Genomic DNA, 23,887 nt, shown 5'->3' with positions numbered 1-23,887 from the left:
CGCGTCACGCGAGCACGACACTCCGCTTCGCCAGTCCCATCCAGAAACCGTCGATGACCTGATCGGGGGGTTGTCCGACGTCATCGCTCGCGCCCAGCGCGACGAACAGCGGAGCGAAATGTTCGATGGTCGGGTGCGCGTATGGCATCCCCGGCGCCCGGTTGCGGAAATCGATGAGCGCGTCGACATCACCCGCGGCGAAACGCTCGTGCGCCCACGCGTCGAATTCGACCGACCATTCGGGCGGCGTCGCCTCCGGTGTGGGATCGGTGAGGTAGGGCAGGCCGTGCGTGATGAATCCTGAGCCGATGATCAGCACGCCGTTGTCGCGGAGCGGCGCGAGCCGGCGGCCGAGGTCGAGCAGCCGTTCGGGATCGAGGGTCGGCAGTGAGACCTGGAGGACCGGGATGTCGGCCTCGGGGTACATCACCGTCAGCGGGACGTAGGCACCGTGGTCGAGGCGTCGCCGCCGATCGTGGGCGATCGGTTCGCTGTCGGGCATCATCGCCTCGACGGACGCCGCCAGCTCGTCGGCGCCGGGGGACCAGTACGTCGTCTCATAGAAGCGATCGGGGAAGCCCCAGAAGTCGTAGGTCAGCGGAGTCGTCGGATCGGTCGATCCGATCGTCAACGGGGCAGCCTCCCAGTGCGCCGATACCACGAGGATCGCGGACGGACGGGACAGCCGGCCCGCGAGCTCGGTGAGCTGGTCCACCCAGCGCTCGCTGTCCACCAGAGGTGGCGCGCCGTGGCTGAGGAACAGCGTGGGTGGACGATCAACGGAGTCGGCTGCGCTCATGTCGGTATCTAACGGGACCGTGGTCCGGTTGATTCCGCGCGGTCGGTACCGTGTTCGGGCTGCCTGCGTCGATCCGGCATCATCGTCGGCATGGTCTCCATCCGTCCCGCGACCGCGGCCGACTGCCCGGCCGTCACCGCCATCTATGGACACTACGTCGAGCACACGGTCGCCACGTTCGATTACGAGGCGCCGACGGTGGCTCACTGGGAAGCGAAGCTCGCCGCGATCCGGGCGGCGGACCGGCCGTTCGTGGTCGCCGTCGACGATGCCGGCGGCACGGGTGATGCGGTGGTCATCGGATTCGCCTACCTGAGTTCCTTCCGGGACAAGAAGGCCTACGCGTGGACAGCCGAGGACACCATCTACCTCGATCCCGGGGCCGGTGGCCGCGGCATCGGCGGCGCGCTGTTGGGCGCGTTGATCGAGGCCGCTGACCCCACCAATGTCCGCCAGATGATCGCCGTGATCGCGGCGACGGGCGGGGAGGCGTCGGTCGCCCTGCACGCCAAGCACGGTTTCGTCGAGGTCGGCCGTACCCCGGCCGTGGGCTACAAGTTCGGGCAATGGATCGACTGCATCTACATGCAGCGAGCGCTGACCTGATCCGTGTCATCGGCGTTGCCTACAATCGTCGGAGTGTCGACTACCCCCGCCCTGCACGGGCTTGCCGCGGTCACCTGCGCTGACAAGGCCATCGCGGATCTGGTCGGTCGGCGCGGTCAGGACCGCCTCGACATCACCGCACCCGACGCCGCACGACCGTTCGTCGTGGCCTGCCTCGCCGCCGCGGGTGGGACCGACGCGGCCTCCGACCGGACCGCGCCCCTGCTCGTCGTCTCCGCGAACGGCCGCGAGGCCGACGACCTCACCGCCGAGCTCTCCGAACTCCTCGACGACCCGGCATCGGTCGCGCAGTTCCCGTCGTGGGAGACGCTCCCGCACGAGCGACTCTCGCCGAGCGCCGACACGGTCGGCCAACGTCTCGCCGTGCTGTACCGGCTCGCTCATCCCGAGGCCGGGTCCCCGCTGCGTGTCGTTGTCACCACCGTGCGTTCGCTGGTGCAGCCGATGGCGCCGGGGCTCGGCGCGGTGCGCACCGTCGAGCTGCGCGAGGGCATCGAGATCGACTTCGACGGCCTGCTGACCGATCTCGTCGAGATGGCCTACGAGCGCGTCGACATGGTCGGTCGACGTGGTGAGTTCGCCGTGCGCGGCGGGATCCTCGACGTGTTCCCGACGACGGCCGACTATCCGGTGCGCGTGGAGTTCTGGGGCGACGAGATCTCCGAGATGCGTGCGTTCTCGGTGGCCGACCAGCGCAGCCAGCCGGAGATCGAGGTCGCGACCGTCCGTGTGCACCCCGGTCGGGAACTGATGCTGACCCCCGCCGTGCGCGGGCGCGCGGCCGACCTCGCCGCAGAGCACTCGGCCGACGGTGTGCTCGCCGAGATGCTGTCGAAGCTCGCCGAGGGGATCCCCGTCGAGGGTATGGAAGCGCTGATCCCGATGCTCGTCGAGGGACAGATGCAGTTGCTCACCGAGGTCATGCCGACCGGGACCGGTGTGTTGCTGCTCGACCCGGAGAAGGTCCGCACACGAGCAGCCGACCTCGCCCAGACCGGTGCGGAGTTCCTCGAGGCATCGTGGACGGCCGCAGCCCTCGGCGCGGACGCGCCGGTCGACGGACGTAACGCCGATGGCTCGGGTATCGACTTGCAGGCCAGCGCCTACCGTCCCCTCGACGACGTGGAGAAGACGACGCTCGCCGCCGGCCGGTCGTGGTGGACCATGAGCCCGCTGTCGACGGGCAGCGGCGACGAACTCGAGCTCGACCTGACCGCCGCGCCGGCTCCGCACGGTAATGAACACGACATCGCCACCACGTTTGCGTCTTTGCGCGCCCATGTGACGTCCGGGGGTGCGGCGGCGATCGTCGTGGCCGGCAAGGGGACCGCCCAGCGGATCGGTGAACGTCTCGGCGAGGCCGAGGTGCCCGCCGAGATCGTCGAAAGCGGGGCGCGACCCGAGCCGGGACAGGTGTCGGTGTTCCACGGCACGCTGCGGTCGGGCATCGTGTGTCCGGATGCCGGCCTGGTGATCGTCACCGAGACAGATCTGACCGGCAACCGGGTGGCCGGCGTTCGCGACGGGCGAAAACTGCCGGCGAAACGTCGCAACCAGGTCGATCCTCTCGCGCTGACCGCGGGCGACCTGGTCGTGCACGATCAGCACGGCATCGGCAAGTTCGTCGAGATGATCGAACGGACGGTCTCGGGTGCGCGTCGCGAGTACCTGGTACTCGAATACGCCGCCGGCAAGCGTGGTCAGCCCGGCGACCGCCTGTACGTCCCGATGGACGCCCTCGATCAGCTCTCGCGCTATGTCGGCGGTGAGCAGCCGTCGCTGTCGAAACTGGGCGGATCGGACTGGCAGAACACCAAACGCAAGGCGCGCAAGGCGGTTCGGGAGATTGCCGGCGAACTCGTCCAGCTCTACGCTGCGCGACATGCCGCGCCCGGGTACGCGTTCAGTCCCGACACCCCGTGGCAGCGCGAGATGGAGGACGCCTTCGACTTCACCGAGACGATGGACCAACTCACGGTCATCGCGGAGGTCAAGTCGGACATGGAACGTGCGGTGCCGATGGACCGCGTCATCGTCGGCGATGTCGGTTACGGCAAGACCGAGATCGCGGTCCGCGCCGCGTTCAAGGCCGTGCAGGACGGTAAGCAGGTCGCCGTCCTCGTGCCGACAACGATTCTGGCGCAACAGCATCTGCAGACCTTCACCGAGCGGATGACGGGATTCCCGATCCGGGTGCGTGGGCTGTCGCGCTTCACCGACTCCAAGGAGTCCAAGGAGATCATCGACGCGATGGCGACCGGCGAGGTCGACATCGTGATCGGCACCCACCGACTCCTGCAGACGGGCATCACGTGGAAGGACCTCGGTCTCGTGATCGTCGACGAGGAACAACGTTTCGGCGTCGAGCACAAGGAGCACATCAAGTCGCTGCGCACGCACGTGGACGTCCTCACGATGTCCGCGACGCCGATCCCGCGCACCCTGGAGATGTCGATGGCCGGTATTCGCGAGATGTCGACGATCCTGACACCGCCGGAGGAGCGGCATCCGGTGCTCACCTATGTGGGTGGCTACTCGTCGAAACAGGTTGCGGCTGCGATCCGTCGTGAACTGCTGCGTGATGGTCAGGTGTTCTACGTCCACAACCGCGTCTCGACGATCGACAAGACGGCGCGTGACATCGCGCAGATGGTGCCGGAGGCGCGGGTCGTCGTGGCCCACGGACAGATGAACGAGGATCAGCTCGAACGGACCGTCGCCGGATTCTGGAATCGCGAGTTCGATGTCCTGGTGTGCACCACCATCATCGAGACCGGCCTCGACATCTCGAACGCCAACACCCTCATCGTCGACCGCGCCGAGAATCTCGGACTCTCGCAGCTGCATCAGTTACGCGGTCGGGTCGGCCGCAGTCGTGAGCGCGGATACGCCTACCTGCTCTACAGCCCGGAGCGTCCGCTGACCGAGACCGCCTACGACCGCCTCGCGACGATCGCCCAGAACAACGAATTGGGCGCCGGGATGGCCGTCGCGCTGAAGGATCTCGAACTGCGTGGTGCGGGAAATGTGTTGGGCGCGGAGCAATCCGGACACGTCGCCGGCATCGGATTCGACCTGTACGTGCGACTGGTCGGGGAAGCGGTCGAGGCCTATCGCGCCGCCGCCGACGGCAAGCCGGTCACGAGTTCGGAACCGACGGAGGTGCGCATCGACCTGCCCGTGGATGCCCACATCCCGGTCGAGTACGTGGATTCGGACCGCCTCCGACTCGAGGCATACCGCAAGTTGGCCTCCGCGGAGAACGACGGGGCCGTCGACGGCGTGCTCGCCGAACTGGTCGACCGCTACGGCGAACCACCGGAGGAGACCCGGAGACTGGCGTCGATCGCGCGACTCCGGTTGCGGTGCCGCGAGCGTGGGGTGACCGAGATCGGTTTGGCGGGAACAGGTGTCAAGGTGTCGCCGATGACGCTACTCGACAGCGAGCAGGTCCGGCTCAAGCGGCTGTACTCGTCGGCGAGCTACCGGGCGACGACCTCGGTCGTGACCCTGCCGATCCCGCGAACCGGCGGTGTCGGGTCACCGCGACTGCGCGACGAGGAGTTGGTGGATTACCTGACGACATTCCTGTCGCAGATCAAACCGGTCGAGGGCGGGTGATCGGTGGTCGTCGGCGGGCCGCGTTCGGACCTCCACCCCGGCGACATGCCCCCTCCACGACCTGACTCCACTCCGGCAATCGTGCCCCGCAATTCGCCGACCGTGCCCGAGAATATGCCGACCGTGTCCAACTTTTCGCCGACCGTGTCCAGATTCTCGCCGAGCGTGTCCGACTTGTCGTCGATCGTGCTCGGGCCGTTCTCCGACGCCCCTCGTGTCGTCGGCGTCCGCTCGTCAGAAGTACGCGCCACGCGACCGCAGGGCGTTCTCGATGGCGATGATGATGAGCCACGGCGCCGTCCGAAGCTGCTCGGCGTTGATGCGAATGACGATCCAGCCGTCCCTGCGTAGCTGTTCATCGCGCGCGGCGTCGTGCGCACGCTGCTCAGGAGTCGAGTGGAAGTCCTCGCCGTCGTACTCGATCGCGATCTTCGGCTCTCGATAGCCGAGGTCGATGCGGGCGTAGACATGGCCTGACTCGTTCTCGACCTCGATCTGTAGGTCGGGCGTCGGCAGCTCGGCGCGGATCATCATGAGGCGAACCCAGCTCTCGGGTGGTGACTCGGCGAGCGCATCGATCAAGGGAATGAGGAATCGTAACTGTCGGATTCCTCGATATCCGTCGCGCTCGTCGGCGTACTCCTGGAGGTCCGCCACCGAGAATCCGGTTGCCCGTGCCAAGTCGTCGAGATGTCCCAGCGCACGCCACTCCGGTCCGCGTCGTCCCAGGTCATATGCTGTTCGAAGAGGAGTCGTGACCGCGATCCCGTCGAGGATCATGACGTCCGATTCGGTCAGTTCGGTCCGATGCACCAGACTTCCGCGCCCCGGCTTCCCGCATCCCGAGGGGTGCCGGAAGAGTTCGACCTCGAAGTCGGCGTCGTGCCACTTTCCCCCGTGCTTGATGAGAGCTGCTATTGCGCCGACGACGGGTTGCCCATCTGCGCTCAGTGCAATCGCATCGATGCGCTCGGTTGGTGGCAGAATTGCGGACCGCTCGACATAGAGTCCGCCGCGAAGATGGCTGAAAGCGCCGGCGAACTCCTCGGCGGTCATTCCACTACGCTCGACGGCCTGCTGCCGCTTGACGAGCCGTTTGCGGGTGATCTCTGAATTGCGTGTCATGCCCGTTTAGACGCAGAGCGGACCGGATCGGTTTCATCGGCATGCGCCTACGCCGAGGTCTGTGGATGGCGGGCCCGGTCGGTGGGATTCTGGACACGGTCGGCGCGTTTGTGGACACGATCGGCGGAGAATCGGGACGCTGCGCTAGGTTCGTGTCACGTCGTCCGAAGGGAGATGGATCGCCGATGACCGTGATCCTGCTCGATCCGTTGCGGCCGGACACGATCCCGGCGCGAGCACTGCCCCTGCTGAACGGTCCGCTCGTGGTCACCGAGGACGTCCACCCGTCGACGTTGTGGGACCTCGGACTCACCGGTGCCACCTGGGCCGAGCGCGACGACCCCGACACGACGTTGCTCACCGGCGATCGGCAGCATCCGTTGACCCGCGCCCGTATCGAACGCGGCGACGACGTCATCGCCGCGCGCCCGGTGCCGGGTGATGCGCTTCTGGAGGCGGTGGCGCTGATGGACACATTGCGACGACGGGGACCGTGGGAGAGCACCCAGACCCATCCATCCCTGCGTCGGTATCTCCTGGAAGAGTGTTACGAACTGCTCGATGCGATCGACGACGATGATCGCGACCTGCTGCGCGAGGAGCTCGGCGACCTGCTGCTGCAGGTGTTGTTTCATGCGCGCATCGCTGCCGATGATCCCGACCATCCTTTCGACATCGATGACGTCGCACGAAGTTTCACCGCGAAGGTCCGTGGCCGGACACCGGGGATCCTCTCCGGCGCGCACGCCGACCTGGAGACCCAGATCAGCGAATGGGAGGAACGCAAGGCGGCGGAGAAGGAGCGTGGGTCGGTGCTGGACGGCGTCGCCACCACCGCGCCGGCCCTCGCACTGACGCAGAAGGTGATGGAGCGGCTCGAGTCGGCAGGGTATCCGATGGAGCGCATCGATCCAGCGATCACCCGCGTGACCATCGGTATCGGCGGTGACAGCGTCGAAGAGGTTGCCCGACAACGTGTTCGCGATATGATGGCACAGGTGCACGACACTGAGATGCGCGGACGCGAACAGGGGATCACACCGAGGAATCGCGCAGACTGGTTGGCGATTCTGGACCCGGTCGGCGACGAACTGGACCCGGTCGGCGAAAATCTGGACCCGGTCGGCGAAAATCTGGACCCGATCGACGAAGATCTGGACCCGATCGGCGCGAAACAAGACCCGGTCGGCGACGAAGATCAGTGACCCGCACGTGAGCTGATCAGCCCTCGAACAGGTGCTGTCCCCACCATTCCCCGGGCTGCACGCCGGGTGGGATCGCGAACACCGACGACCCGTTCGGTATCAAGTACTCGGTCATCGCGTCCTGCCGGGAGAGCACTTGCTGCATCGGGACGAACTGCTTGCTCGTGTCCCGGTTGAAGGCGATGAAGAACAGACCTGCGTCGAGATGCCCGAATCCGTCGGAGCCGTCGGTGAAGTTGTAGCCGCGCCGCAGGATCCTGATTCCGCCGAGATTGTCCGGATGGGCCAGGCGTACATGGGCATTGCGGGGGATCATCGGTGCGCCGTACGACGTGACGTTGAAGTCCGGGGCGTCGAACTCACCTTCCTGCCCGAGTGGGGCGCCGGAACCCTTGAGCCGCCCGACGATCTGCTCCTGCTCTAACAGGTTCGCTCGATCCCACGGTTCGATGTCCATCCGGATTCGCCGTGCGACGAGGTACGTCCCGCCCGTCATCCACTGCGCCGACGACGGGTTGTCGTCCGCGCCGACCCACACCCATCGGTCCAGGAGATCGGTCTGCTCGGCACGCAGATTCGCGGTGCCGTCCTTGAAGCCGAACATGTTTCGCGGTGTCTCTTGCGACTGTGTGGTCGACGACGTACGGCCGAAGCCGAGCTGAGACCAGCGCACCGCGACAACCCCGAGGCCCATCCGCGCGAGGTTGCGGATGGCGTGCACGGCCACCTGCGGGTCGTCGGCGCAGGCCTGGATGCAGATGTCGCCGAACGACTGCGACAGTTCGATCCGCTCGGCCGCGAACGCGGGCAGATCGACCAATGCGGCAGGTTTGCGGTCCGCGAGCCCGAATCGGTCGCGTCTCGCGGGGTCGGATGCGCTGGGGCCGAACAACCCTGGGCCGAAACCGATCGTGAGGGTGAGGTTTGCCGCGCTCAGGCCGAGTGCCTCACCGGTGTCGGCGGGGGGCGTGTAGTCGCCGTGGTCGACGGCGCCTCCGGGCACCGTCTCCTCGCCACGCGTCATGCGTTCTGCTGCGTCGGTCCAGGCCTTCAGCATCGCGACGAGGTCGGACCGGGAGTCGGTGACGACGTCGAAGCTCGCGAAATGCAATCGGTCCTGGGCGGCGGTGATGATGCCTGCCTGCCGGTCGCCGCGGAACGGCACCACCTTGCCGCCCGCGGTGTCCTCGGCGGCCGTCGCGCGGCCGATGGCGACCCCGCCCGCCGCAGCGACCACCCCGACTCCGGCGCCTCCCAGCAGGGCGCGACGCGAGAAGCGCTGACGCCCTGCGGGTTCTGCCGGTGTCGGGGTGGGCTCGGACATCAGCCCAGGACCAGACCCGGAACCTGCGACAGCGTCGCCGACAACGCGTCGATCTTGTTGGACAGGTCCTTGCGCTGCGCTTCGGTCACCTGGGTGTAGCTGACGTATCCGTCGCCCTCGCGGAACTCGTTGATGGCATTGCGGACATCGGCGAACTGTGCGGTGATCTTGTCCATCAGCTGCGGATCCTTCGCGGAGATGATCGGCTGCATCGTCGCGATGGCCGTCTCCGAGCCGTCGACATTCGCGGCGAAGTCCCAGAGGTCGGTGTGGGAGTACCGGTCTTCCTCGCCCCCGACCTTGGTCGCGGCGACCTCGTCGATGAGCGCCTGCGGCCCCTGCACGAACGACCGTGTCTCGAACGTGAAGTCCGGCTTGTTCACCTCCGTCTTGAGGGTGGTGACGTCGGCCAGGAGCTGGTCGGCGGCTCGATCGATGTTCGGCTTCGTGTCGGTGGCCTTCGCGTTCGCGGCGTCGGCCGGAGAGATCTGACCCGGGCCGTCGCCGATCTCCTGCGGCTGCGGCGGCCACAGGTAGCGCTCGATGCGGTGGAATCCGGTGAATGGCTGCTTGCCGTCTTCGGTGTCGTCCCAGCGCATGTCGATGGCCGGGTCGAGATCAGGGAACGACTCGGCGACGGGTTCGATCCGCTCGTACGGTGTGCGCGCGAGTCCGAATTGTGCACGGGCGGCGTCGAGGTCGCCGCTCTTGACGGCGTCGACGAAGGTCTTCGTCTGCGTCTCGAGAGTGTTCAGCTGATTGCGGACATAGCTGAGGTATTGCTCCTTGGCGTTGTTCACGTCCTCCGGAGCCTGCGACTTCTCTTTCTTGTCGCCGGTCACGGTGATCTCCTCGCGAACGCCCGTGCCGACCATCCCGGGCTTGCATGCGACGGTGTAGGTGCCTGGGTCGGTCACCTCGACCGTCAGGTTGCCCGACAGGCCGGGGCCGATGTTCTCCACCTCGCCGAGGACGCGGTTGTTGTTGCCGTACACGTAGAACTCGGTGACCTTGGAGCCGTTGTTGGTCACCTTGAAGTTCACGTCGCCGGTCTGTGCCTCGCTGGTGGCCAGCTCACACGCGTCGTTGGTGGAGGTGACGGCGATCGCGCCGTTCGCGCTCTCCTTCGACGTGCACCCGGCCAACAACATCGGGGCGGCGACCGCCATCGACAGCAATGCGACCGTCGTGGTGCTACTCGGTTTCACCCTGGATTCCTTTCAGATGCCGGCGTGGTAGGTGCCGGGGTCTCGGTGGACGAACCATTCGCCGGTGCGGGCGGCCGCTTCGGGCGGTTCGCGCGGAGGAAGAACGTCAGGACGATCGCCACGTACAGGCACCATGCGACGACCTGCAGCGCCGTCGGGTCCGGGCGGAAGTTGAAGATGCCTGCCAGAACCGTGCCGTACCACGACGATTGGTCATAATGCTCGCTGATGTCGAACGCCAGCGTGTTGCCGCCGGGTAGCCAGCCCACGGTCTGCAGCGCACGGACTCCGTAGGCGAGGATCCCGGCCGCGACGAAGATGAGGAATATCCCCGTGTAGAGGAAGAACGTGTGGAAGTTGAGTCGGACCGCACCCCGGTAGAGCAGGATGCTGATCACGACGGCGACGACGATCCCCAGGAGCAGTCCGAGTAACGGCCACAGGCCCCCGGACACGCTCTCCGCATAGCCGACCATGAGCAGCGCGGTCTCGAAGCCCTCGCGGCCGACGGCCAGGAACGCCAGACCCATCACGGAGACGCCGCCGGTGATGAGCGCATTCGACATCTCGTCCTTGAGGTCGGATGAGATGTGTGCCGACGCCTTGCTCATCCACAACACCATGAACGTGACGATGGCCACTGCGACCAGCGACGCGAGTCCGGCGATGAGTTCGGCGGTCAGGGTGGACACCGTCGACGTCCCGAGGTGGATGATCAGGAACACGAAGATCACCATCGCGACCGCCGCGGCGACGCCTGCCCAGATCCATTTGAGTGCATCGCGTCGGTCCGATTTCACGACGTAGGCGACGAGGATCATCACCACTATGCCCGTTTCGAGGCCTTCGCGAAGCCCGATGAGTCCGCTGCCGAACATCTGCGCGAAAATCGAGGGCGCGCCACCCGCAGCCAGAGAACTCATCACGGACTTTCTGCGACTGCACCGCGAGCGATGCAGGTTTGGTGAGGCTAACCAGGTGACAGTAGCCCCGACCGCCGGGAACCGAAAGGGCTGTCGCAAAGTTGTCATGAAGAACGGGACCAAGGACCCAGAGGGAGAGTCGACGGTGGAGGGGCGGATGGGGACGTGGCGCCGAGTCGCCAGTCGGGCGGTGGCGGCCCCGATGATCATCGGCGCGACGGCGCTCGTCGCGTCGGCGTGCCTGGATCTGCCGTCGCTGAAACGCCCCGACATCCCGGACGGCATCCCGCCCGGCGCCGGTGCTCCGACTCCGTACATCAACATCAACTCGCCCGGCCGCACCGCCGAGTTGCTCCGCGAGTGGGCCACACCGATCGCCGACTCGACCGGCATCCCGTTGATCGCCCTCGAGGCCTACGGCAACGCGGCCGAGATCCAGCGCCAGCAGCACCCCGAGTGTGGCCTCGCATGGACGACGCTCGCGGGGGTCGCCGCGGTGGAGAGCAAGCACGGAACCCACCACGGCACCGACATCGCACCGAACGGCGACACCTCACCCCCCATCCGCGGAGTCGCCCTCGACGGCACGCGCGGCAACATGCAGATCCACGACACCGACGGCGGCCGCATGGACGGAGATTCCACGCACGACCGGGCGATGGGTCCGTTCCAGTTCATCCCGGAGACCTGGAACCGGTACGGCGTCGACGCCAACGGCGACGGCCGCGCGGACCCGGACAACATCGACGACGCGGCGCTCTCGGCGGCGCGGTACCTGTGCGTGTCCTCGGGTGGGGACATGACGACACCCGAGGGGTGGGAGAAGGCCGTCAAGGTCTACAACAACTCGACCCAGTACGTGCTCGATGTCCGCGATCGAGCCAACGCATACTCCGTCAACGTGCGCTACTGACCCATGCGGTCACCAGTCTCTCCCTCGTCACGTGCGCCCGGCAGGCAACGATTAGGCTTTGACCCGTACCTGTCGGCGTCGGCGATGACGTCGACCCGTCGACCGTAAGGGGCGCAGCTGTGGCAATGATCGAGCAGGTCGGTGCACGCGAGATTCTGGACTCGCGGGGTAACCCGACCGTCGAGGTCGAAGTGGTTCTCGACGACGGCACCTTCACGCGCGCTGCGGTCCCCTCGGGAGCTTCGACCGGCGAGCACGAGGCGGTCGAGCTCCGTGACGGCGGCGAGCGATATCTCGGCAAGGGTGTCACCAAGGCGGTCGAGGGCGTTCTCGGCGAGCTCGCGCCGGCCATCATCGGTCTCGAGGCCGAGGAGCAGCGTGTCGTCGATCAGGCACTCCTCGACTGTGACGGCACTCCCGACAAGGGGCGGATCGGCGCGAACGCGATCCTCGGTGTCTCGCTCGCCGTGGCCAAGGGCGCGGCCGAGTCGGCCGGGCTTCCCCTGTTCCGCTACATCGGCGGACCGAACGCGCACATCCTTCCGGTACCGATGATGAACATCATCAACGGCGGTGAGCACGCCGACAACGGGATCGATTTCCAGGAGTTCATGATCGCGCCGGTCGGTGCGCCCACGTTCAAGGAAGCGCTGCGCTGCGGCGCCGAGGTCTACCACGCCCTGAAGTCCGTGCTGAACAAGCAAGGCCTCAACACCGCGCTCGGTGACGAGGGCGGTTTCGCCCCCGACCTGCCCAACACCGAGGCGGCGCTCGCGGCGATCGGCGACGCCGTCGGCAAGGCCGGCTACACCTTCGGCCAGGACGTCGTCGTCGCGCTCGACGCGGCATCGACCGAGTTCTTCTCCAACGGTGTGTACAAACTCGAGGGCAAGGATCTGTCGGCCGACGAGATGATCACCTTCTTCGAGAAGCTGGTCGCCGACTTCCCGATCGTGTCGATCGAGGACGGCCTGGCCGAGGACGACTGGACCGGATGGGCCGCGCTGACCGAGTCGATCGGCGACAAGGTCCAGCTGGTCGGTGACGACCTGTTCGTCACGAACCCGGAGCGTCTCGAGCGTGGGATCTCTGAGGGAGTCGCCAACGCGCTGCTGGTGAAGGTGAACCAGATCGGCTCGCTCACCGAGACCCTGGACGCGGTCGCCTTGGCGCACAACAACAGCTACAAGACGATGATGAGTCACCGCTCGGGTGAGACGGAGGACACCACCATCGCCGATCTGGCCGTCGCCTGCGGATGTGGCCAGATCAAGACGGGTGCGCCGGCTCGCAGCGAGCGCGTCGCGAAGTACAACCAGCTCCTGCGGATCGAGGAGGGCCTGGGCGACGCGGCACGGTACGCGGGAGACCTCGCCTTCCCACGTTTCTCGTTTGGTTCGTGATTAGCTGGTCCCCATGACTGAGGACGGGCGTCGTCGGGCGCGGGCTGATCGTCGTGGCACCGCTACGCGCGGTCACGCCCGTCCCCGATCGCCGGGCGCGCGCCCGGGGTCGGCCCGGGCGACCCGCATCTCGGTGACGGAGACCGGTGAGCAGGAAGTGCATTCGGACGATCTCGATCCGATCGACCTCGCCGACGACACCGTCGCCGACGACACCGAGGAGAAACCCGCGCCGAAGCGGGTGCGCCCTTCGCGCCCGACCTCGCGGCGACGGATCGACGGTGCCGCGCTTGCCGCGCGGTGGGAGGGACTCGACGCCAAGCGCGCGATCGTCCTCGCGCTCGTCGTGAGTGTCGTCGCGCTGACGCTGGCGATGCCGGTCCGCACATATTTCTCGCAGCGTGGAGAGTTCGAGCAGCTCCGGGCCAGCAATGATCGACTCCACACCGAGGTCACCGATTATCAGCAGAAGGTCAACGAGCAAGGCGATCCGGCCTACATCGAGGCGAAGGCGCGTGAGCGTCTCCAGTTGGTCAGGCCGGGGGAGAAGGCGTTGGTGATGATGTACCCCGGCGACGACGCGCGCATGGCCGCGCAGAAGAAGGCGCAGGAGCGGGCACGCAACCCGTGGTACGGCAATCTGTGGGAGTCGGTCTCGACCCCGCCGACCAGCAAGTGAGCGTCACCGACGCCGACTTCGCCACCATCGCCGCGCAACTCGGACGTGAACCACGCGGTGTGATCGAGGTCAGCTATCGTACGCCGGACGGGCAGCCCGCGGTCATCAAGACGACCCCCCGACTTCCCGACGGCACGCCTTTTCCGACGCTCTACTACCTCACCGATCCGCGACTCACCGCGGAGGCGAGTCGGCTCGAGTCCGCCGGCGTCATGAAGGACATGACCGCCCGGTTGGGTACCGACGACGCACTCTCGGCTGCTTATCGGACTGCCCACGAGTCGTATCTCGCCGAGAGGGACGCGATTGAATCCCTCGGCACGGACTTCACCGGCGGCGGCATGCCCGACCGCGTGAAATGCCTGCATGTGCTGATGGCCCATTCCCTCGCCAAGGGTCCGGGAACGAACCCGCTCGGTGATGAAGCCGTCGCGCTGGCAGCCGAAGGAGCGTTGCGCGGCACCGCTATTCCCTCCGACTGGCCGCGGATGAGTCCCGGTGCCGAGCGGCTCGGAGAGAACTCGTGATCGTCGTCGGCGCCATCGACTGCGGCACCAATTCGATCCGTCTGCTCGTCGCGCGTGCAAACTCGGCACCCGCACCACTCGTCGACCTCCATCGCGAGATGCGCGTCGTGCGCCTCGGGCAGGGCGTCGATGCCACCGGACGTTTCGCCCCGGAGGCCATCGAGCGGACCCGTCAGGCGCTGGCGGACTACGTCGACATCATGATCGCCGCGGGCGTCGAGCGGGTGCGGATGGTCGCGACGTCGGCGACGCGGGACGCGGCCAACCGGGACGAGTTCTTCGCGATGACCGCAGAACTCCTCGGACGGGCGGTTCCTGGTGCGCGTGCCGAGGTCATCACCGGTGACGAGGAAGCCCGCCTCTCGTTTCGTGGTGCGGTCGGCGAACTCGACTCCGCGCGTGGACCTTTCGTTGTCACCGACCTCGGTGGCGGCTCTACCGAGGTGGTGGTCGGCGACAGCGACGGAGTCAGCGCTGCGTTCTCCGCCGACATCGGGTGCGTGCGGCTCACCGAGCGGTGCCTGCCGTCGGATCCGCCGTCCGACGACGAGGTCGCCGCGGCCCGCGTCTTCGCCCGTGAGCGACTGGAACCGGCGTTTGCCGCTGTGCCCGTCGAGGGGGCGCATACATGGGTGGGGGTGGCCGGGACGATGACGACGCTGGCAGCGATCGGCGCCGGCCTCGCCGACTACGACCCCGAGGTGATCCACCTGTCGCGGATCTCGTTCGATGATCTCGACGCGGTGTGCAGTCGGCTGGTGGCGATGACCCGCGCAGAGCGGGCTGCCCTCGGCCCCATGCACCCCGGTCGCGCCGATGTGATCGGTGGCGGGTCGCTGGTCACGATGGAACTGGCCGATGTGCTGTCCGCACGCACCGGCATCACCGAACTGCTGGTCAGCGAGCACGACATCCTGGACGGCATCGCGCTGGGGTTGCTGGACTGACGCCCTCTGGACGCGAACGTGAACCTACGCGGCGGTCTGCTCCGCCGGAGTTCGCCACGACAGGTTGTTGCACGCCTCGCATACCGTCTCCGGGATGACGCCGTGGCGCTGCAGGAATCCGAAGGCGATGCAGCCGAGGCACAGTCCGAAGGCGAACTCGAGGGCGGCGGCGACGATCAACGCGCCGACCACGATCTGCGCGGCCAGGCCGAGGCCGAGAAGCGACAGGATCAGGGCGCTGCCGCTGAACGCGAGCCCGATCGTCTGTGCGAAACGCTTGGGCGGGCCCGGCACCAGCTTGGTCTTGCGCCAGATCTTGGGGGCGATGACCCGCACCGACAGCTGGCCGAAGGGCGAGTAGCGCGGACCGGCCATCACCCGCAGCAGGAATCCGAGTGCGAGGAGCGCATAGACGACGGGATGGTCGACGACGATCGCGACGATGGCGAGCAGGATGACCAGGCCGGCGGTCGATCTCGCCGCGTAGTCGTTGACCGGGTTCGGGAATGTCAGGAACGACGGCAGCGACCTGGACACGACATACCTCCTGCGAAGACAGCGTCACCCACAGTAGGCAGAGCTGCGCGGTCGGGCAATGATTGTGCTCACGCAGGTTCGAAGGCGGCGATCGTCGCCAGCACGTCGTCACCGTACTGTTCGAGCTTCGCGTCGCCGATACCCGACACCGATCGCAGCTGGTCGGCGGTCACCGGGCGGCGCCCGGCCAGTTCTCGCAACGTCGCGTCGTTGAACACCACATACGGTGGGACCCCGCGTCGGGACGCCTCGGCCTTGCGCCAGGCGCGCAGATGCTCGAAGAGTCCCCGGTCCGGCTCGGGCAGTTCGTCGGCCGTCGATGTGGATCGCCGACGGGTCACCGCCTTCACCGGGTCCAGGCGCAGCATGACCGACGTCTCGCCGCGCAGGACCGGCCAGCTCTTCTCGGTCAAGGTAAGCACGCCGTAATCACCTTGTGGCGCAATGATCCCGGTCGCGACGAACTGGCGGACCGCGCCACGCCAGCCGGCGGCATCGAACTCGGTCCCGATTCCGTAAGTGCTGAGGCGGTTGTGGCCCTGCTCGCGGATGCGGGCGGTGTCGGCGCCGCGCAGGATGTCGATGAGGTGGCCCGCGCCGAAGGCCTGACGGTACTCGCGATCGAGACGGACGATGGTCGACAGCAGCTTCTGCGCCGCGACCGTACCGTCGGTGGTCTCCGGTGGGTTCAGGCAGGTGTCGCAGTTGTTGCAGGCGGTGGACTCCTGGCCGAAATATCGCAGCAGCTGGGTTCGGCGGCAGTCGACGGTCTCGCACAGCGCGAGCATCGCATCGAGGTGTTGTTGCTGGACACGGCGGTGATTGGCGTCGCCGTCGGACTGGTCGATGAGGCGTCGCTGCTGCATCACGTCGGCGAGCCCGTAGGTCATCCAGGCCACCGACGGCGCTCCGTCGCGCCCTGCGCGACCCGTCTCCTGGTAGTAGCCCTCGACGCTCTTCGGGAGATCGATGTGCGCGACGAATCGGACGTCCGGTTTGTCGATGCCCATGCCGAACGCAATCGTCGCGACGACGACGACCCCGTCGGCGCGGAGGAAACGCTCGAGGGTGTCCTGACGGACCGCGCGGTCGAGACCGGCGTGGTAGGGCATCGCGTCGATTCCCTTGCTGCGCAAGAACTCCGCAGTCTTCTCGACCGACGCACGGCTGAGTGCGTAGACGATGCCGGTGGCCGGTCGGCCGTCGACGACGCCGTCGGTGCGGATGAAATCGAGCAGCTGCTTGCGGGGCTCCGACTTGGAGACGATGCGGTAGGTGATGTTGGGCCGGTCGAAGTCGGCGACGAAGTGGCGGGCGTCGTCGAGCCGGAGGCGCTCGGTGAGCTCCGCGTGTGTGCGGGCGGTCGCGGTGGCGGTCAGCGCGATCCGCGGTACCTCGGGCCACAGGTCGGCCAGCTCGCCGAGCATCAGGTAGTCGGGCCGGAAGTCGTGGCCCCACTGGGACACGCAGTGCGCCTCGTCGATGGCGAACAGGGAGATCCTGCCCTGCTGGAGCAGCGCCCGCGTGCCGGGTGTGTTCAGGCGCTCCGGGGCGACGTAAAGGAGGTCCAGCTCGCCGGACCGGTAGGCGGCCTCGACCTCCGCTCGTTGTTCGGGCATCTGGGTCGAGTTGAGATAGGCGGCACGCACACCCAGTTCCCGGAGGGCGGCAACCTGATCGGCCATGAGGGCGATCAGTGGTGACACCACCACCCCGCAGCCCTCGCGGACCAGCGCCGGGATCTGGTAGCAGAGGCTCTTGCCGCCTCCGGTCGGCATGAGGACGACGGCGTCACCGCCGCCGACCACATGCCCCACGATCTGTTCCTGGTCGCCGCGGAAGGACTCGTATCCGAAGGTCGACTCCAGCACGTGCCACATGTCCGACATGGGCACAAGGTTACTGTCGCGGTGCGTCAGGGCTGTTCGCCCGGTAACTCTCCGACGTCGACCGGTTCCTCGGGTACGTCCTCGGCGCTCGGGAGCGCCGCCTGCTCGGTGCCCGGGAGTTCGCCGAGGTCCACCGGGTCGCCGGGTTCGTCGTCGACCGGTGGCACCTCGTCGTCGACGAGTTCGTGTTCCTCGACGTCGAGGATGCCCCGTTCCTGGTCGTCCCGGGCCCGACGCGCCGCCTCACGCATTTCGAAACCGTCGGTGACGAGGTCGCCGATCTCTCGTGCGACGTCGGTGACGGCGCCGGTGATGATGGTGGCGATGCGGCCGACGTGTGTGGCCGTCGACTCCACCAGTTCTTGGACCAGGTCCTTGTTGCGTTCGATGCGATCGACCATGGTTCCGTATTGTGCCACCGGTGTCGACGCCTCGCGGATCACGCGACCGCGGACTTCGACCGTTCCACGGTCACCACGATGTCGTTGTCGTCGCGGGTCATGAAGTTCGGCAGCGACAGCTTCGCGATCTTCTTCCACGTGGATGCCAGCTGGTGGCTCAGCGAGCCCGTGTTGTACGGCAGTCCGTAGCGCTCACAGATCTCGCGCACCTCGCCGGAGATCTCGGGGTACCGGCTCGCCGGGATGTCCGGGAACAGGTGGTGCTCGATCTGGTGGGAGAGGTTGCCGCTCATCACATGGAACAGCGGGCTGCCGGTGATGTTGGCCGAGCCGAGCATCTGGCGCAGATACCACTGTCCACGTGTCTCGTTCGCACATTCCTCGGGCGTGAAGGTCTGTGCGCCGCTGGGGAAGTGGCCGCAGAAGATGATCGAGTACGTCCACACATTGCGGACCAGGTTCGCTGACGCGTTGCCGAGGAGCGTGGTGACGAACATCGGCCCGGTCAGGGCCGGGAACACGACGTAGTCCTTGAGGACCTGGCGGCCGGCCTTGCGCCACATGCCTTTCACGAGGCCTTTGACGTCGTGCCACTTGCGCTTGCCGGCGACGATGTTCTCGACTTCGAGGTCGTGCAGCATGACGCCCCACTCGAACAGCAACATCAGTGCTGTCGCGTAGCCGAGATTGCCGAGGTAGTAGGGGTTCCACTTCTGATCGCGGTCCATCCGGAGGATCCCGTAACCGATGTCGCGGTCCTCGCCGACGATGTTGGTGAACGTGTGGTGCATGTAGTTGTGGCTGTGGCGCCACTGATCGGCCGGACACACGGTGTCCCATTCGAATTCACGCGAATTGTAGGTGTCCTCACGCATCCAGTCGTACTGACCATGCATGACGTTGTGGCCGATCTCCATGTTGTCCAGGATCTTCGAGACGGAGAGCGCGCCGACGGCGGCGATCCACGCGGGCGGGAAGAATCCCAGGTACATCAGTGCGCGGCCGGTGATCTCGAATCCTCGCTGTGCCCGGATGATCGAGTACAGGTATTCGCGGTCCTTCTCGCCGAGGTCGGCGACGACACGGGCCTTCAGCTCGTCGAGGTCACGACCGAGCGCCTCGACCTGTTCATAGTTGAGCGTGATGTGCTTCGGATCGTCCGTCGGGGCGACGTCATCCCGCGGATCGGTCACCGGGACGAGGGCCGTACTGGTGTCGGTACTGGTGGGCGTGGTGATGGTCATGGTTGCTATACCTCGATTTCCACGTCGCCGACAGGCGCGTTGATGCAGAGTTGGACCTGCGTGTCGGCTTCGGTGTCGGTTTCTCCGGTCAACACGTTGCGGGTGCAGCCGGATTTCTTGATGGCGGTGCAGGAGAAGCAGATCCCCATCCGGCAGCCGGATTCCGGGTTCAACCCGGCCGATTCCGCCTGCTCGAGGATGGTGCGACCGTCGTTGGACGCGGATCTACCGGATCGCAGGAAGGTCAGTTCACCGTCGACGGGTGCGTCGCGGTCGACCGCGATCGGAGCGGCGAGGGTGAAGGCCTCGCCGGACATCGGCTGAGTCATGCCGGAGTCGTCGTAGTGCTGGTTGACGGCGTCCATCAGCGCGGTCGGGCCGCAGACGAACAGATGCGCGTCGTCGACGCCGGCGATCCCGTCGAGGTGTGCCGCGGTGAAGTGTTCACCGTCGACTCCCCGGGTGTAGTGCAGTCGGACGTCGACGTGAGGATGTGCTGCCTCGATGGCGGCGAGTTCGGCACGGTAGGCGACATCGGCCGGAGTGCGGGCGTAGTGCAGGAAAGCGACCTGGCCGTCATACCCCTCGGCTACGAGCGTGCGCACCATCGAGAGTACAGGTGTGATCCCACTGCCGCCGCTGATGAAGATCATGGAGGCGGGCCGGACGGCGGGTAGCGTGAACTCACCGGCCGCCTGGCCCAGGCCGACGATCATGCCGACGTGGGCGTGGTCGCGCAGGTGGGTGGAGACGAATCCGTCGTCGTGGGCGGTGATCGTGAGTTCGAGGTCGCCGCCGGGGCGTCCGGAGGCGTTCGCCGGCGAGAAGCAGCGAGTGTGGCGTACGCCATCGATCACCGTGCTGAGCTGCACATATTGACCGGCCTGGTGGCCCTCCCACTGCCGTGTGGGGCGCAGCGTCAGGCGGACGGTGCGGGGCGTGGGGTGGTCGACGCCGACGATCTTCGCGCGCAGGTCGCGCCACGTCATCATCGGATCGATCAGTTCGAGATAGCGGTCGACGGGATGAGGAGACAGTGCTGCCTCGACGATCGAACCGACGACATCGGGGATGCGGATGCTCATGGGCTGGCTCCGTTTCGGTCAGATTCACGTTTTAGTGAACATCTGTACACGAACCAGTGTGACATGTCGGCGGGTCTGTTGGTCAAGCGGAAAATGCTGTGATGGCAATCACCGGTTCACCGTGCCGTCGGCGAGGTCGAGGCCGTGGTCCGGTGTGCTCGGCCTAGACTCGGGGTCGTGACCAGGTCCCGACACACTTCCCGCCCGCGGTCCTCGCGCGCGCCTGGTGAGTCCGAGACGCGCGCGGAACGCAAGAACCGGACCCGGCAGTCGTTGCTCGACGCGACCATGGAACTGGTCGCCGAACGCAGTTTCGCGAGCATCAGCCTGCGTGAGGTGGCGCGAGGCGCCGGCATCGTGCCGACCGCCTTCTATCGTCACTTCGCGTCGATGGAGGACCTGGGCGTCACGCTCGTCGAGGACTCGATGCGGGTTCTGCGTCGCACGCTTCGCGAGGGACGGCGAGACCTGGCGGCACGCCAGGCGCTGCCCACGGCTCAGAATTCCCTCGCCATCCTGCTCGGTCAGGTGCACGACAACGAAGCCCAGTTCCGTTTCCTCGTCCGGGAACAGCACGGTGGCATCGCGGAGATCCGCCGGGCGATCGACACCGAGCTGAGGCTGTTCTCCAAAGAACTCGCGATCGATCTGTCGCGGCTGCCCGACCTGGCCCAATGGCATCCGGAAGATCTCGAGATCTCGGCCGAGCTGATCGTCACGATCATGCTCACCGCCGTTGCCGACCTGCTCGACAACGACTACCGCGGGCGAGGCGTGGAACGCGAGATCGTCGAACGCACCGAGCGGCAACTCGTGATGGTGTTCCTGGGAATGGGGCAATGGCGTCCGCGGGGTGAATGATGCACGTTTTCGGCTCTGAGTGCTCGCCTGGGCGCCACAACGGCTACAACTTCGCATCGTCGCTGGTGAAGCATCTGCGATGGCCTTAGTCTCTGTGTTACAGAAGTGACTCAGGAGATAAAAGTGACACGTGTGAAAAGAGCTCTCGTCGTCGCCACCGCGACAATGGTGTGCTGCGTGGCCTTCGGCACCGCGACGGCGACGGCTGCCTCACCACCCTGGTGGCCCCCGCAGCTGCCGCCGCTCCCGCCGCAGATCGCCAAGATGTTCGAGCCGCCCGTGCCGTTGGACAAGAAGCTGAGCAAGAGCTTCGCCGCGGTGCAGAAGTCGATGCGGAAATCGTTGCCGGGCCAGGTGGGCCTGTCGCTCGTCCCGGTGGGATCCGACGAGGCGATCAGCATGGGCACCCTCAAGACGGGGCGCGCGTGGTCGACGTTGAAGGTGCCGGTGTCGCTCGCTGCGCAGCGCAAGAACGGCTTCGCCGTCGCGATGAAAGAGGACAAGGCGATCAAGTTCTCCGACAACGACGCAGCCGGCGATCTGTGGGGATCGCTCGGCGGCGGGATGAGCTCGGTCAATGCGGTGACCGATGTCCTGCGGGAAGGTCACGATCAGAGGACGCACGTCACCTCCGAGGCCGACAACCCGCCGTCGTACCCCGGATACACGCAGTGGGCGTTGGTAGATCAGGCGCGTTTCGGGGCGCACCTGCCGTGTCTGCCCGACAGCGAGCACATCATCCGTCTCATGAGTTCGGTTGCCGCCAACCAGCAGTGGGGCATCGCGAAGACCGGACGCAGCCAGGGAGCGATCACCGCGGTCAAGGGAGGCTGGGGCCCCGCGACCTCGAAGTCTGCCGGATATCTGGTCCGCCAGTTGGGTGTCATCTCGACCACCCGTGGACAGGTGGCCGTGTCGATGGCCGCGGTACCGAAGAGCGGATCGTTCTCCGACGGGACGAAGATGCTCAACAGAATGGGGGACTGGTTGGGCCGCAACCTCGCTCAGCTCCCGATGGGACGGTGCTGATCGCCGACGACGCGGGGCGTCAGTCGTCGGGACGGGCATGCCGTCCCGTCGACGGTGGCGACGACTGTGGTGGCGGGGCCGGGGACGGTGTGACCCGCGGGCTGGTCGGCCGTACGGTCCGCTGAGGAGTCGACGCCGAACTGGTCGATGCGGGGGTCTCTCGGGGATCGGTGCTCCGGGCGGGTGGGGCGGCCTCGGGTGCCGATCGGGGATCGACCGATCCCGCGGGCCGAGTCAGGGCCGCGGCGATGACCGTCGTGAGCGGCACCGACAGCGCGATCGCGATACCGCCGACAAACGATCGGGCCAATTCGACGGCGACGGCGTCGGTGGTGATCAGCGAGCCGAATGGTTGTTGTGCCACCGAGAAGAGCAGCAGCAGGGGCAGTGCGCTTCCGGCATAGGCGAACACGAGGGTGTACACGGTGCTGGCGATGTGATCGCGGCCGACTCGCATGGCCGCCCGGAACGTCGCCAGACGGGTGGGTTCCCCCGCGGCCGCGAGCTCGAAGGCCGCCGACGCCTGGGTGATCGTCACATCGTTCAAGACGCCGAGGGTCCCGATGATGAATCCCGCGAGGAGCAGGCCGCTGATCGAGATACTGCCCTGGTATACCTGCAGATTCGTGGTCTGATCGCCGGAGAGTCCGGTCAGGTGCATCGTCTCGATGGCCAGCCAGCTCAGGACCCCCGCGAGGACGAGTGACATCAGGGTGCCCAGGAGTGCGGAACTTGTCCGGAGGCTGATGCCGTGGGCGAGGTACAGCACCACGAACAGGATGGCCGCCGACGACACGACTGCGACAGCCACCGGCGACTCGCCGTCGAGGATCGCGGGCAGGGTGAACACGCCGAGGACGAGGAAGGCGAAGGCCAGGCCGATGATGGAACGCAAGCCGCGCCAGGCCGCGACGAGCACGACCGCGCCGACGAAGAGCAGTGCCCAGATGATCGTCGGAACCGTGCGATGGAAATCGAAGAAGGTGTATCGGGTATTGCCGTCGGGGCCGGGGACGACGCTGAGTCGGACCTTGTCGCCGACCGCCAGGGTCGGCTGACCGGCCTGTGGTTGGTCGAGCTGGTCGGCCGGTGGCGCCACGGCACCCGGCTCTGATCCCGATTGGGCGCGATTGGTGGGGATCTCGAGCAGCGTGTGCCGTCCCTGATCGTCACCGCCGTCGATCTGCACCGTGGTCTCGATGCACGGACCATCGGCGGCGGCTCCCTCGATCTGGAACTCGGCGTCGTCCTGGACCGTGCCGGCGAGCGGATTCAGGCATTGCGCGCGCTTCTGGTCGACGACGTGGGCGTCGACGGTCTGGATCGAGCCGCCGTCGGCAGATCGGAACTGCATCGGGATCGGATGGTCGCTGTCCGACGGCCACAGCACGACAGCTCCCGCCACCACGCCCACTCCGATCACCGCGAGGGTGATGATGACGAACCAACGCGCGAACGGTGACAGCACCGCGGGGATCTCGGACAGATTGTGTGAATGACCGTGGCCGTGTCCTGGATGACTCACGACGACACCCTATCC

General features: G+C 66.7%; 21 protein-coding genes. 10 read left to right on the top strand and 11 right to left on the bottom strand.

The genetic code is table 11. The features are described from left to right. Positions 1-4: 4 nt before the first annotated feature. Entirely contained in the window at positions 5-799 is a 795-nt protein-coding gene (locus QSJ19_RS08915; RefSeq protein ID WP_286319744.1) for a dioxygenase family protein, read from the bottom strand. A 90-nt stretch (positions 800-889) separates the two neighbouring features. Between QSJ19_RS08915 and QSJ19_RS08910 the strand changes: the two genes are divergently transcribed. Together QSJ19_RS08910 and mfd are read left to right on the top strand one after the other, a co-directional pair. After that, positions 890-1,405 carry a GNAT family N-acetyltransferase gene (locus QSJ19_RS08910; protein ID WP_286319742.1) on the top strand — a complete coding sequence of 172 codons (516 nt, stop codon included), beginning with the start codon at positions 890-892 and terminating at the stop codon, positions 1,403-1,405. Positions 1,406-1,438: 33 nt separating this feature from the next. Further along, positions 1,439-5,047: a transcription-repair coupling factor gene (gene mfd / locus QSJ19_RS08905; RefSeq protein ID WP_286319740.1), complete on the top strand. Its 3,609-nt coding sequence runs from the start codon at positions 1,439-1,441 to the stop codon at positions 5,045-5,047. Between the two features lie 234 nt (positions 5,048-5,281). On the opposite strand, the gene QSJ19_RS08900 is transcribed toward mfd, so the two are convergent. Further along, a complete protein-coding gene (locus QSJ19_RS08900; protein ID WP_286319738.1) occupies positions 5,282-6,172 on the bottom strand; it encodes an endonuclease domain-containing protein in 891 nt (296 codons plus the stop codon). A 185-nt stretch (positions 6,173-6,357) separates the two neighbouring features. Between QSJ19_RS08900 and QSJ19_RS08895 the strand changes: the two genes are divergently transcribed. Continuing rightward, complete coding sequence (locus tag QSJ19_RS08895; protein ID WP_286319736.1) at positions 6,358-7,377, top strand: nucleoside triphosphate pyrophosphohydrolase; 1,020 nt, start codon at positions 6,358-6,360, stop codon at positions 7,375-7,377. 16 nt (positions 7,378-7,393) lie between these two features. On the opposite strand, the gene efeB is transcribed toward QSJ19_RS08895, so the two are convergent. From efeB to efeU, 3 genes are read right to left on the bottom strand one after another with little or no spacing between them, the layout of a single operon-like run. After that, the gene (gene efeB / locus QSJ19_RS08890; RefSeq protein WP_286319734.1) at positions 7,394-8,701 is read right to left on the bottom strand and encodes an iron uptake transporter deferrochelatase/peroxidase subunit; all 1,308 of its coding nucleotides are present in this window, start codon (positions 8,699-8,701) and stop codon (positions 7,394-7,396) included. Further along, complete coding sequence (gene efeO / locus QSJ19_RS08885) at positions 8,701-9,870, bottom strand: iron uptake system protein EfeO (RefSeq protein ID WP_286320015.1); 1,170 nt, start codon at positions 9,868-9,870, stop codon at positions 8,701-8,703. The genes efeB and efeO overlap by 1 nt, the downstream gene beginning before the upstream one ends. 35 nt (positions 9,871-9,905) lie before the next feature. Continuing rightward, positions 9,906-10,832 (bottom strand): iron uptake transporter permease EfeU, encoded by a 927-nt coding sequence (efeU, locus tag QSJ19_RS08880; RefSeq protein ID WP_286319732.1) that lies wholly within the window; start codon positions 10,830-10,832, stop codon positions 9,906-9,908. A 202-nt stretch (positions 10,833-11,034) separates the two neighbouring features. On the opposite strand from efeU, the gene QSJ19_RS08875 reads away from it, so the two are divergent. The 5 genes from QSJ19_RS08875 to QSJ19_RS08855 all read left to right on the top strand — a co-directional run bounded on the left by QSJ19_RS08875 (position 11,035) and on the right by QSJ19_RS08855 (position 15,301). Beyond that, positions 11,035-11,745, top strand: coding sequence for a lytic transglycosylase domain-containing protein (locus QSJ19_RS08875; protein ID WP_502876125.1), 711 nt, complete (start codon positions 11,035-11,037; stop codon positions 11,743-11,745). Positions 11,746-11,864: 119 nt separating this feature from the next. Then, entirely contained in the window at positions 11,865-13,148 is a 1,284-nt protein-coding gene (gene eno / locus QSJ19_RS08870; protein ID WP_286319731.1) for a phosphopyruvate hydratase, read from the top strand. A gap of 13 nt (positions 13,149-13,161) precedes the next feature. Beyond that, positions 13,162-13,827 (top strand): septum formation initiator family protein, encoded by a 666-nt coding sequence (locus QSJ19_RS08865; protein WP_286319730.1) that lies wholly within the window; start codon positions 13,162-13,164, stop codon positions 13,825-13,827. Next, positions 13,824-14,354, top strand: coding sequence for a DUF501 domain-containing protein (locus QSJ19_RS08860; protein ID WP_286319729.1), 531 nt, complete (start codon positions 13,824-13,826; stop codon positions 14,352-14,354). Before QSJ19_RS08865 ends, QSJ19_RS08860 begins: the two co-directional genes overlap by 4 nt. Next, on the top strand, positions 14,351-15,301 hold the full coding sequence (locus tag QSJ19_RS08855) for a Ppx/GppA phosphatase family protein (protein ID WP_286319727.1): 951 nt from the start codon (positions 14,351-14,353) through the stop codon (positions 15,299-15,301). The genes QSJ19_RS08860 and QSJ19_RS08855 overlap by 4 nt, the downstream gene beginning before the upstream one ends. Positions 15,302-15,325: 24 nt before the next feature. Here the strand turns inward: QSJ19_RS08855 and QSJ19_RS08850 are convergent, their stop codons facing one another. From QSJ19_RS08850 to QSJ19_RS08830, 5 genes are all read right to left on the bottom strand, one after another. Beyond that, the gene (locus tag QSJ19_RS08850; RefSeq protein ID WP_286319724.1) at positions 15,326-15,838 is read right to left on the bottom strand and encodes a DUF4395 domain-containing protein; all 513 of its coding nucleotides are present in this window, start codon (positions 15,836-15,838) and stop codon (positions 15,326-15,328) included. Positions 15,839-15,906: 68 nt separating this feature from the next. After that, complete coding sequence (gene recQ / locus QSJ19_RS08845) at positions 15,907-17,727, bottom strand: DNA helicase RecQ (RefSeq protein ID WP_286319723.1); 1,821 nt, start codon at positions 17,725-17,727, stop codon at positions 15,907-15,909. Between the two features lie 26 nt (positions 17,728-17,753). After that, complete coding sequence (locus tag QSJ19_RS08840) at positions 17,754-18,128, bottom strand: hypothetical protein (RefSeq protein WP_286319722.1); 375 nt, start codon at positions 18,126-18,128, stop codon at positions 17,754-17,756. A 38-nt stretch (positions 18,129-18,166) separates the two neighbouring features. Continuing rightward, positions 18,167-19,372, bottom strand: a complete 1,206-nt coding sequence (locus QSJ19_RS08835; RefSeq protein WP_286319721.1) for a fatty acid desaturase family protein — start codon at positions 19,370-19,372, stop codon at positions 18,167-18,169. Positions 19,373-19,377: 5 nt separating this feature from the next. Beyond that, positions 19,378-20,457: a ferredoxin reductase gene (locus QSJ19_RS08830; protein WP_286319720.1), complete on the bottom strand. Its 1,080-nt coding sequence runs from the start codon at positions 20,455-20,457 to the stop codon at positions 19,378-19,380. Positions 20,458-20,634: 177 nt separating this feature from the next. Here QSJ19_RS08830 and QSJ19_RS08825 point away from each other — a divergent pair, with 177 nt between their 5' ends. Continuing rightward, positions 20,635-21,318 (top strand): TetR family transcriptional regulator, encoded by a 684-nt coding sequence (locus QSJ19_RS08825; RefSeq protein WP_286319719.1) that lies wholly within the window; start codon positions 20,635-20,637, stop codon positions 21,316-21,318. A gap of 165 nt (positions 21,319-21,483) precedes the next feature. Beyond that, positions 21,484-22,347, top strand: a complete 864-nt coding sequence (locus QSJ19_RS08820) for a hypothetical protein (protein ID WP_286320013.1) — start codon at positions 21,484-21,486, stop codon at positions 22,345-22,347. 19 nt (positions 22,348-22,366) lie between these two features. Here QSJ19_RS08820 and QSJ19_RS08815 read toward each other — a convergent pair whose 3' ends face one another. After that, positions 22,367-23,872 carry a YibE/F family protein gene (locus tag QSJ19_RS08815; protein ID WP_286319718.1) on the bottom strand — a complete coding sequence of 502 codons (1,506 nt, stop codon included), beginning with the start codon at positions 23,870-23,872 and terminating at the stop codon, positions 22,367-22,369. Positions 23,873-23,887: the final 15 nt, after the last annotated feature.

The sequence above is a fragment of the Gordonia sp. ABSL11-1 genome, from assembly GCF_030315685.1.
Taxonomy (GTDB): Bacteria; Actinomycetota; Actinomycetes; order Mycobacteriales; family Mycobacteriaceae; genus Gordonia.
This window is presented reverse-complemented; position numbering and strand designations above follow the sequence as displayed.

Coding starts and splice junctions, on each gene's coding strand:
- QSJ19_RS08820 (WP_286320013.1), top strand. CDS start 21,484: ATGGTGTGCTGCGTGGCCTTCGGCACCGCGACGGCGACGGCTGCCTCA.
- QSJ19_RS08875 (WP_502876125.1), top strand. CDS start 11,035: ATGATCATCGGCGCGACGGCGCTCGTCGCGTCGGCGTGCCTGGATCTG.
- QSJ19_RS08830 (WP_286319720.1), bottom strand. CDS start 20,457: ATGAGCATCCGCATCCCCGATGTCGTCGGTTCGATCGTCGAGGCAGCA.
- QSJ19_RS08900 (WP_286319738.1), bottom strand. CDS start 6,172: ATGACACGCAATTCAGAGATCACCCGCAAACGGCTCGTCAAGCGGCAG.
- QSJ19_RS08835 (WP_286319721.1), bottom strand. CDS start 19,372: ATGACCATCACCACGCCCACCAGTACCGACACCAGTACGGCCCTCGTC.
- QSJ19_RS08910 (WP_286319742.1), top strand. CDS start 890: ATGGTCTCCATCCGTCCCGCGACCGCGGCCGACTGCCCGGCCGTCACC.
- efeU (WP_286319732.1), bottom strand. CDS start 10,832: ATGAGTTCTCTGGCTGCGGGTGGCGCGCCCTCGATTTTCGCGCAGATG.
- QSJ19_RS08840 (WP_286319722.1), bottom strand. CDS start 18,128: ATGGTCGATCGCATCGAACGCAACAAGGACCTGGTCCAAGAACTGGTG.
- QSJ19_RS08895 (WP_286319736.1), top strand. CDS start 6,358: ATGACCGTGATCCTGCTCGATCCGTTGCGGCCGGACACGATCCCGGCG.
- QSJ19_RS08865 (WP_286319730.1), top strand. CDS start 13,162: ATGACTGAGGACGGGCGTCGTCGGGCGCGGGCTGATCGTCGTGGCACC.
- recQ (WP_286319723.1), bottom strand. CDS start 17,727: ATGTCGGACATGTGGCACGTGCTGGAGTCGACCTTCGGATACGAGTCC.
- efeB (WP_286319734.1), bottom strand. CDS start 8,701: ATGTCCGAGCCCACCCCGACACCGGCAGAACCCGCAGGGCGTCAGCGC.
- efeO (WP_286320015.1), bottom strand. CDS start 9,870: ATGGCGGTCGCCGCCCCGATGTTGTTGGCCGGGTGCACGTCGAAGGAG.
- QSJ19_RS08915 (WP_286319744.1), bottom strand. CDS start 799: ATGAGCGCAGCCGACTCCGTTGATCGTCCACCCACGCTGTTCCTCAGC.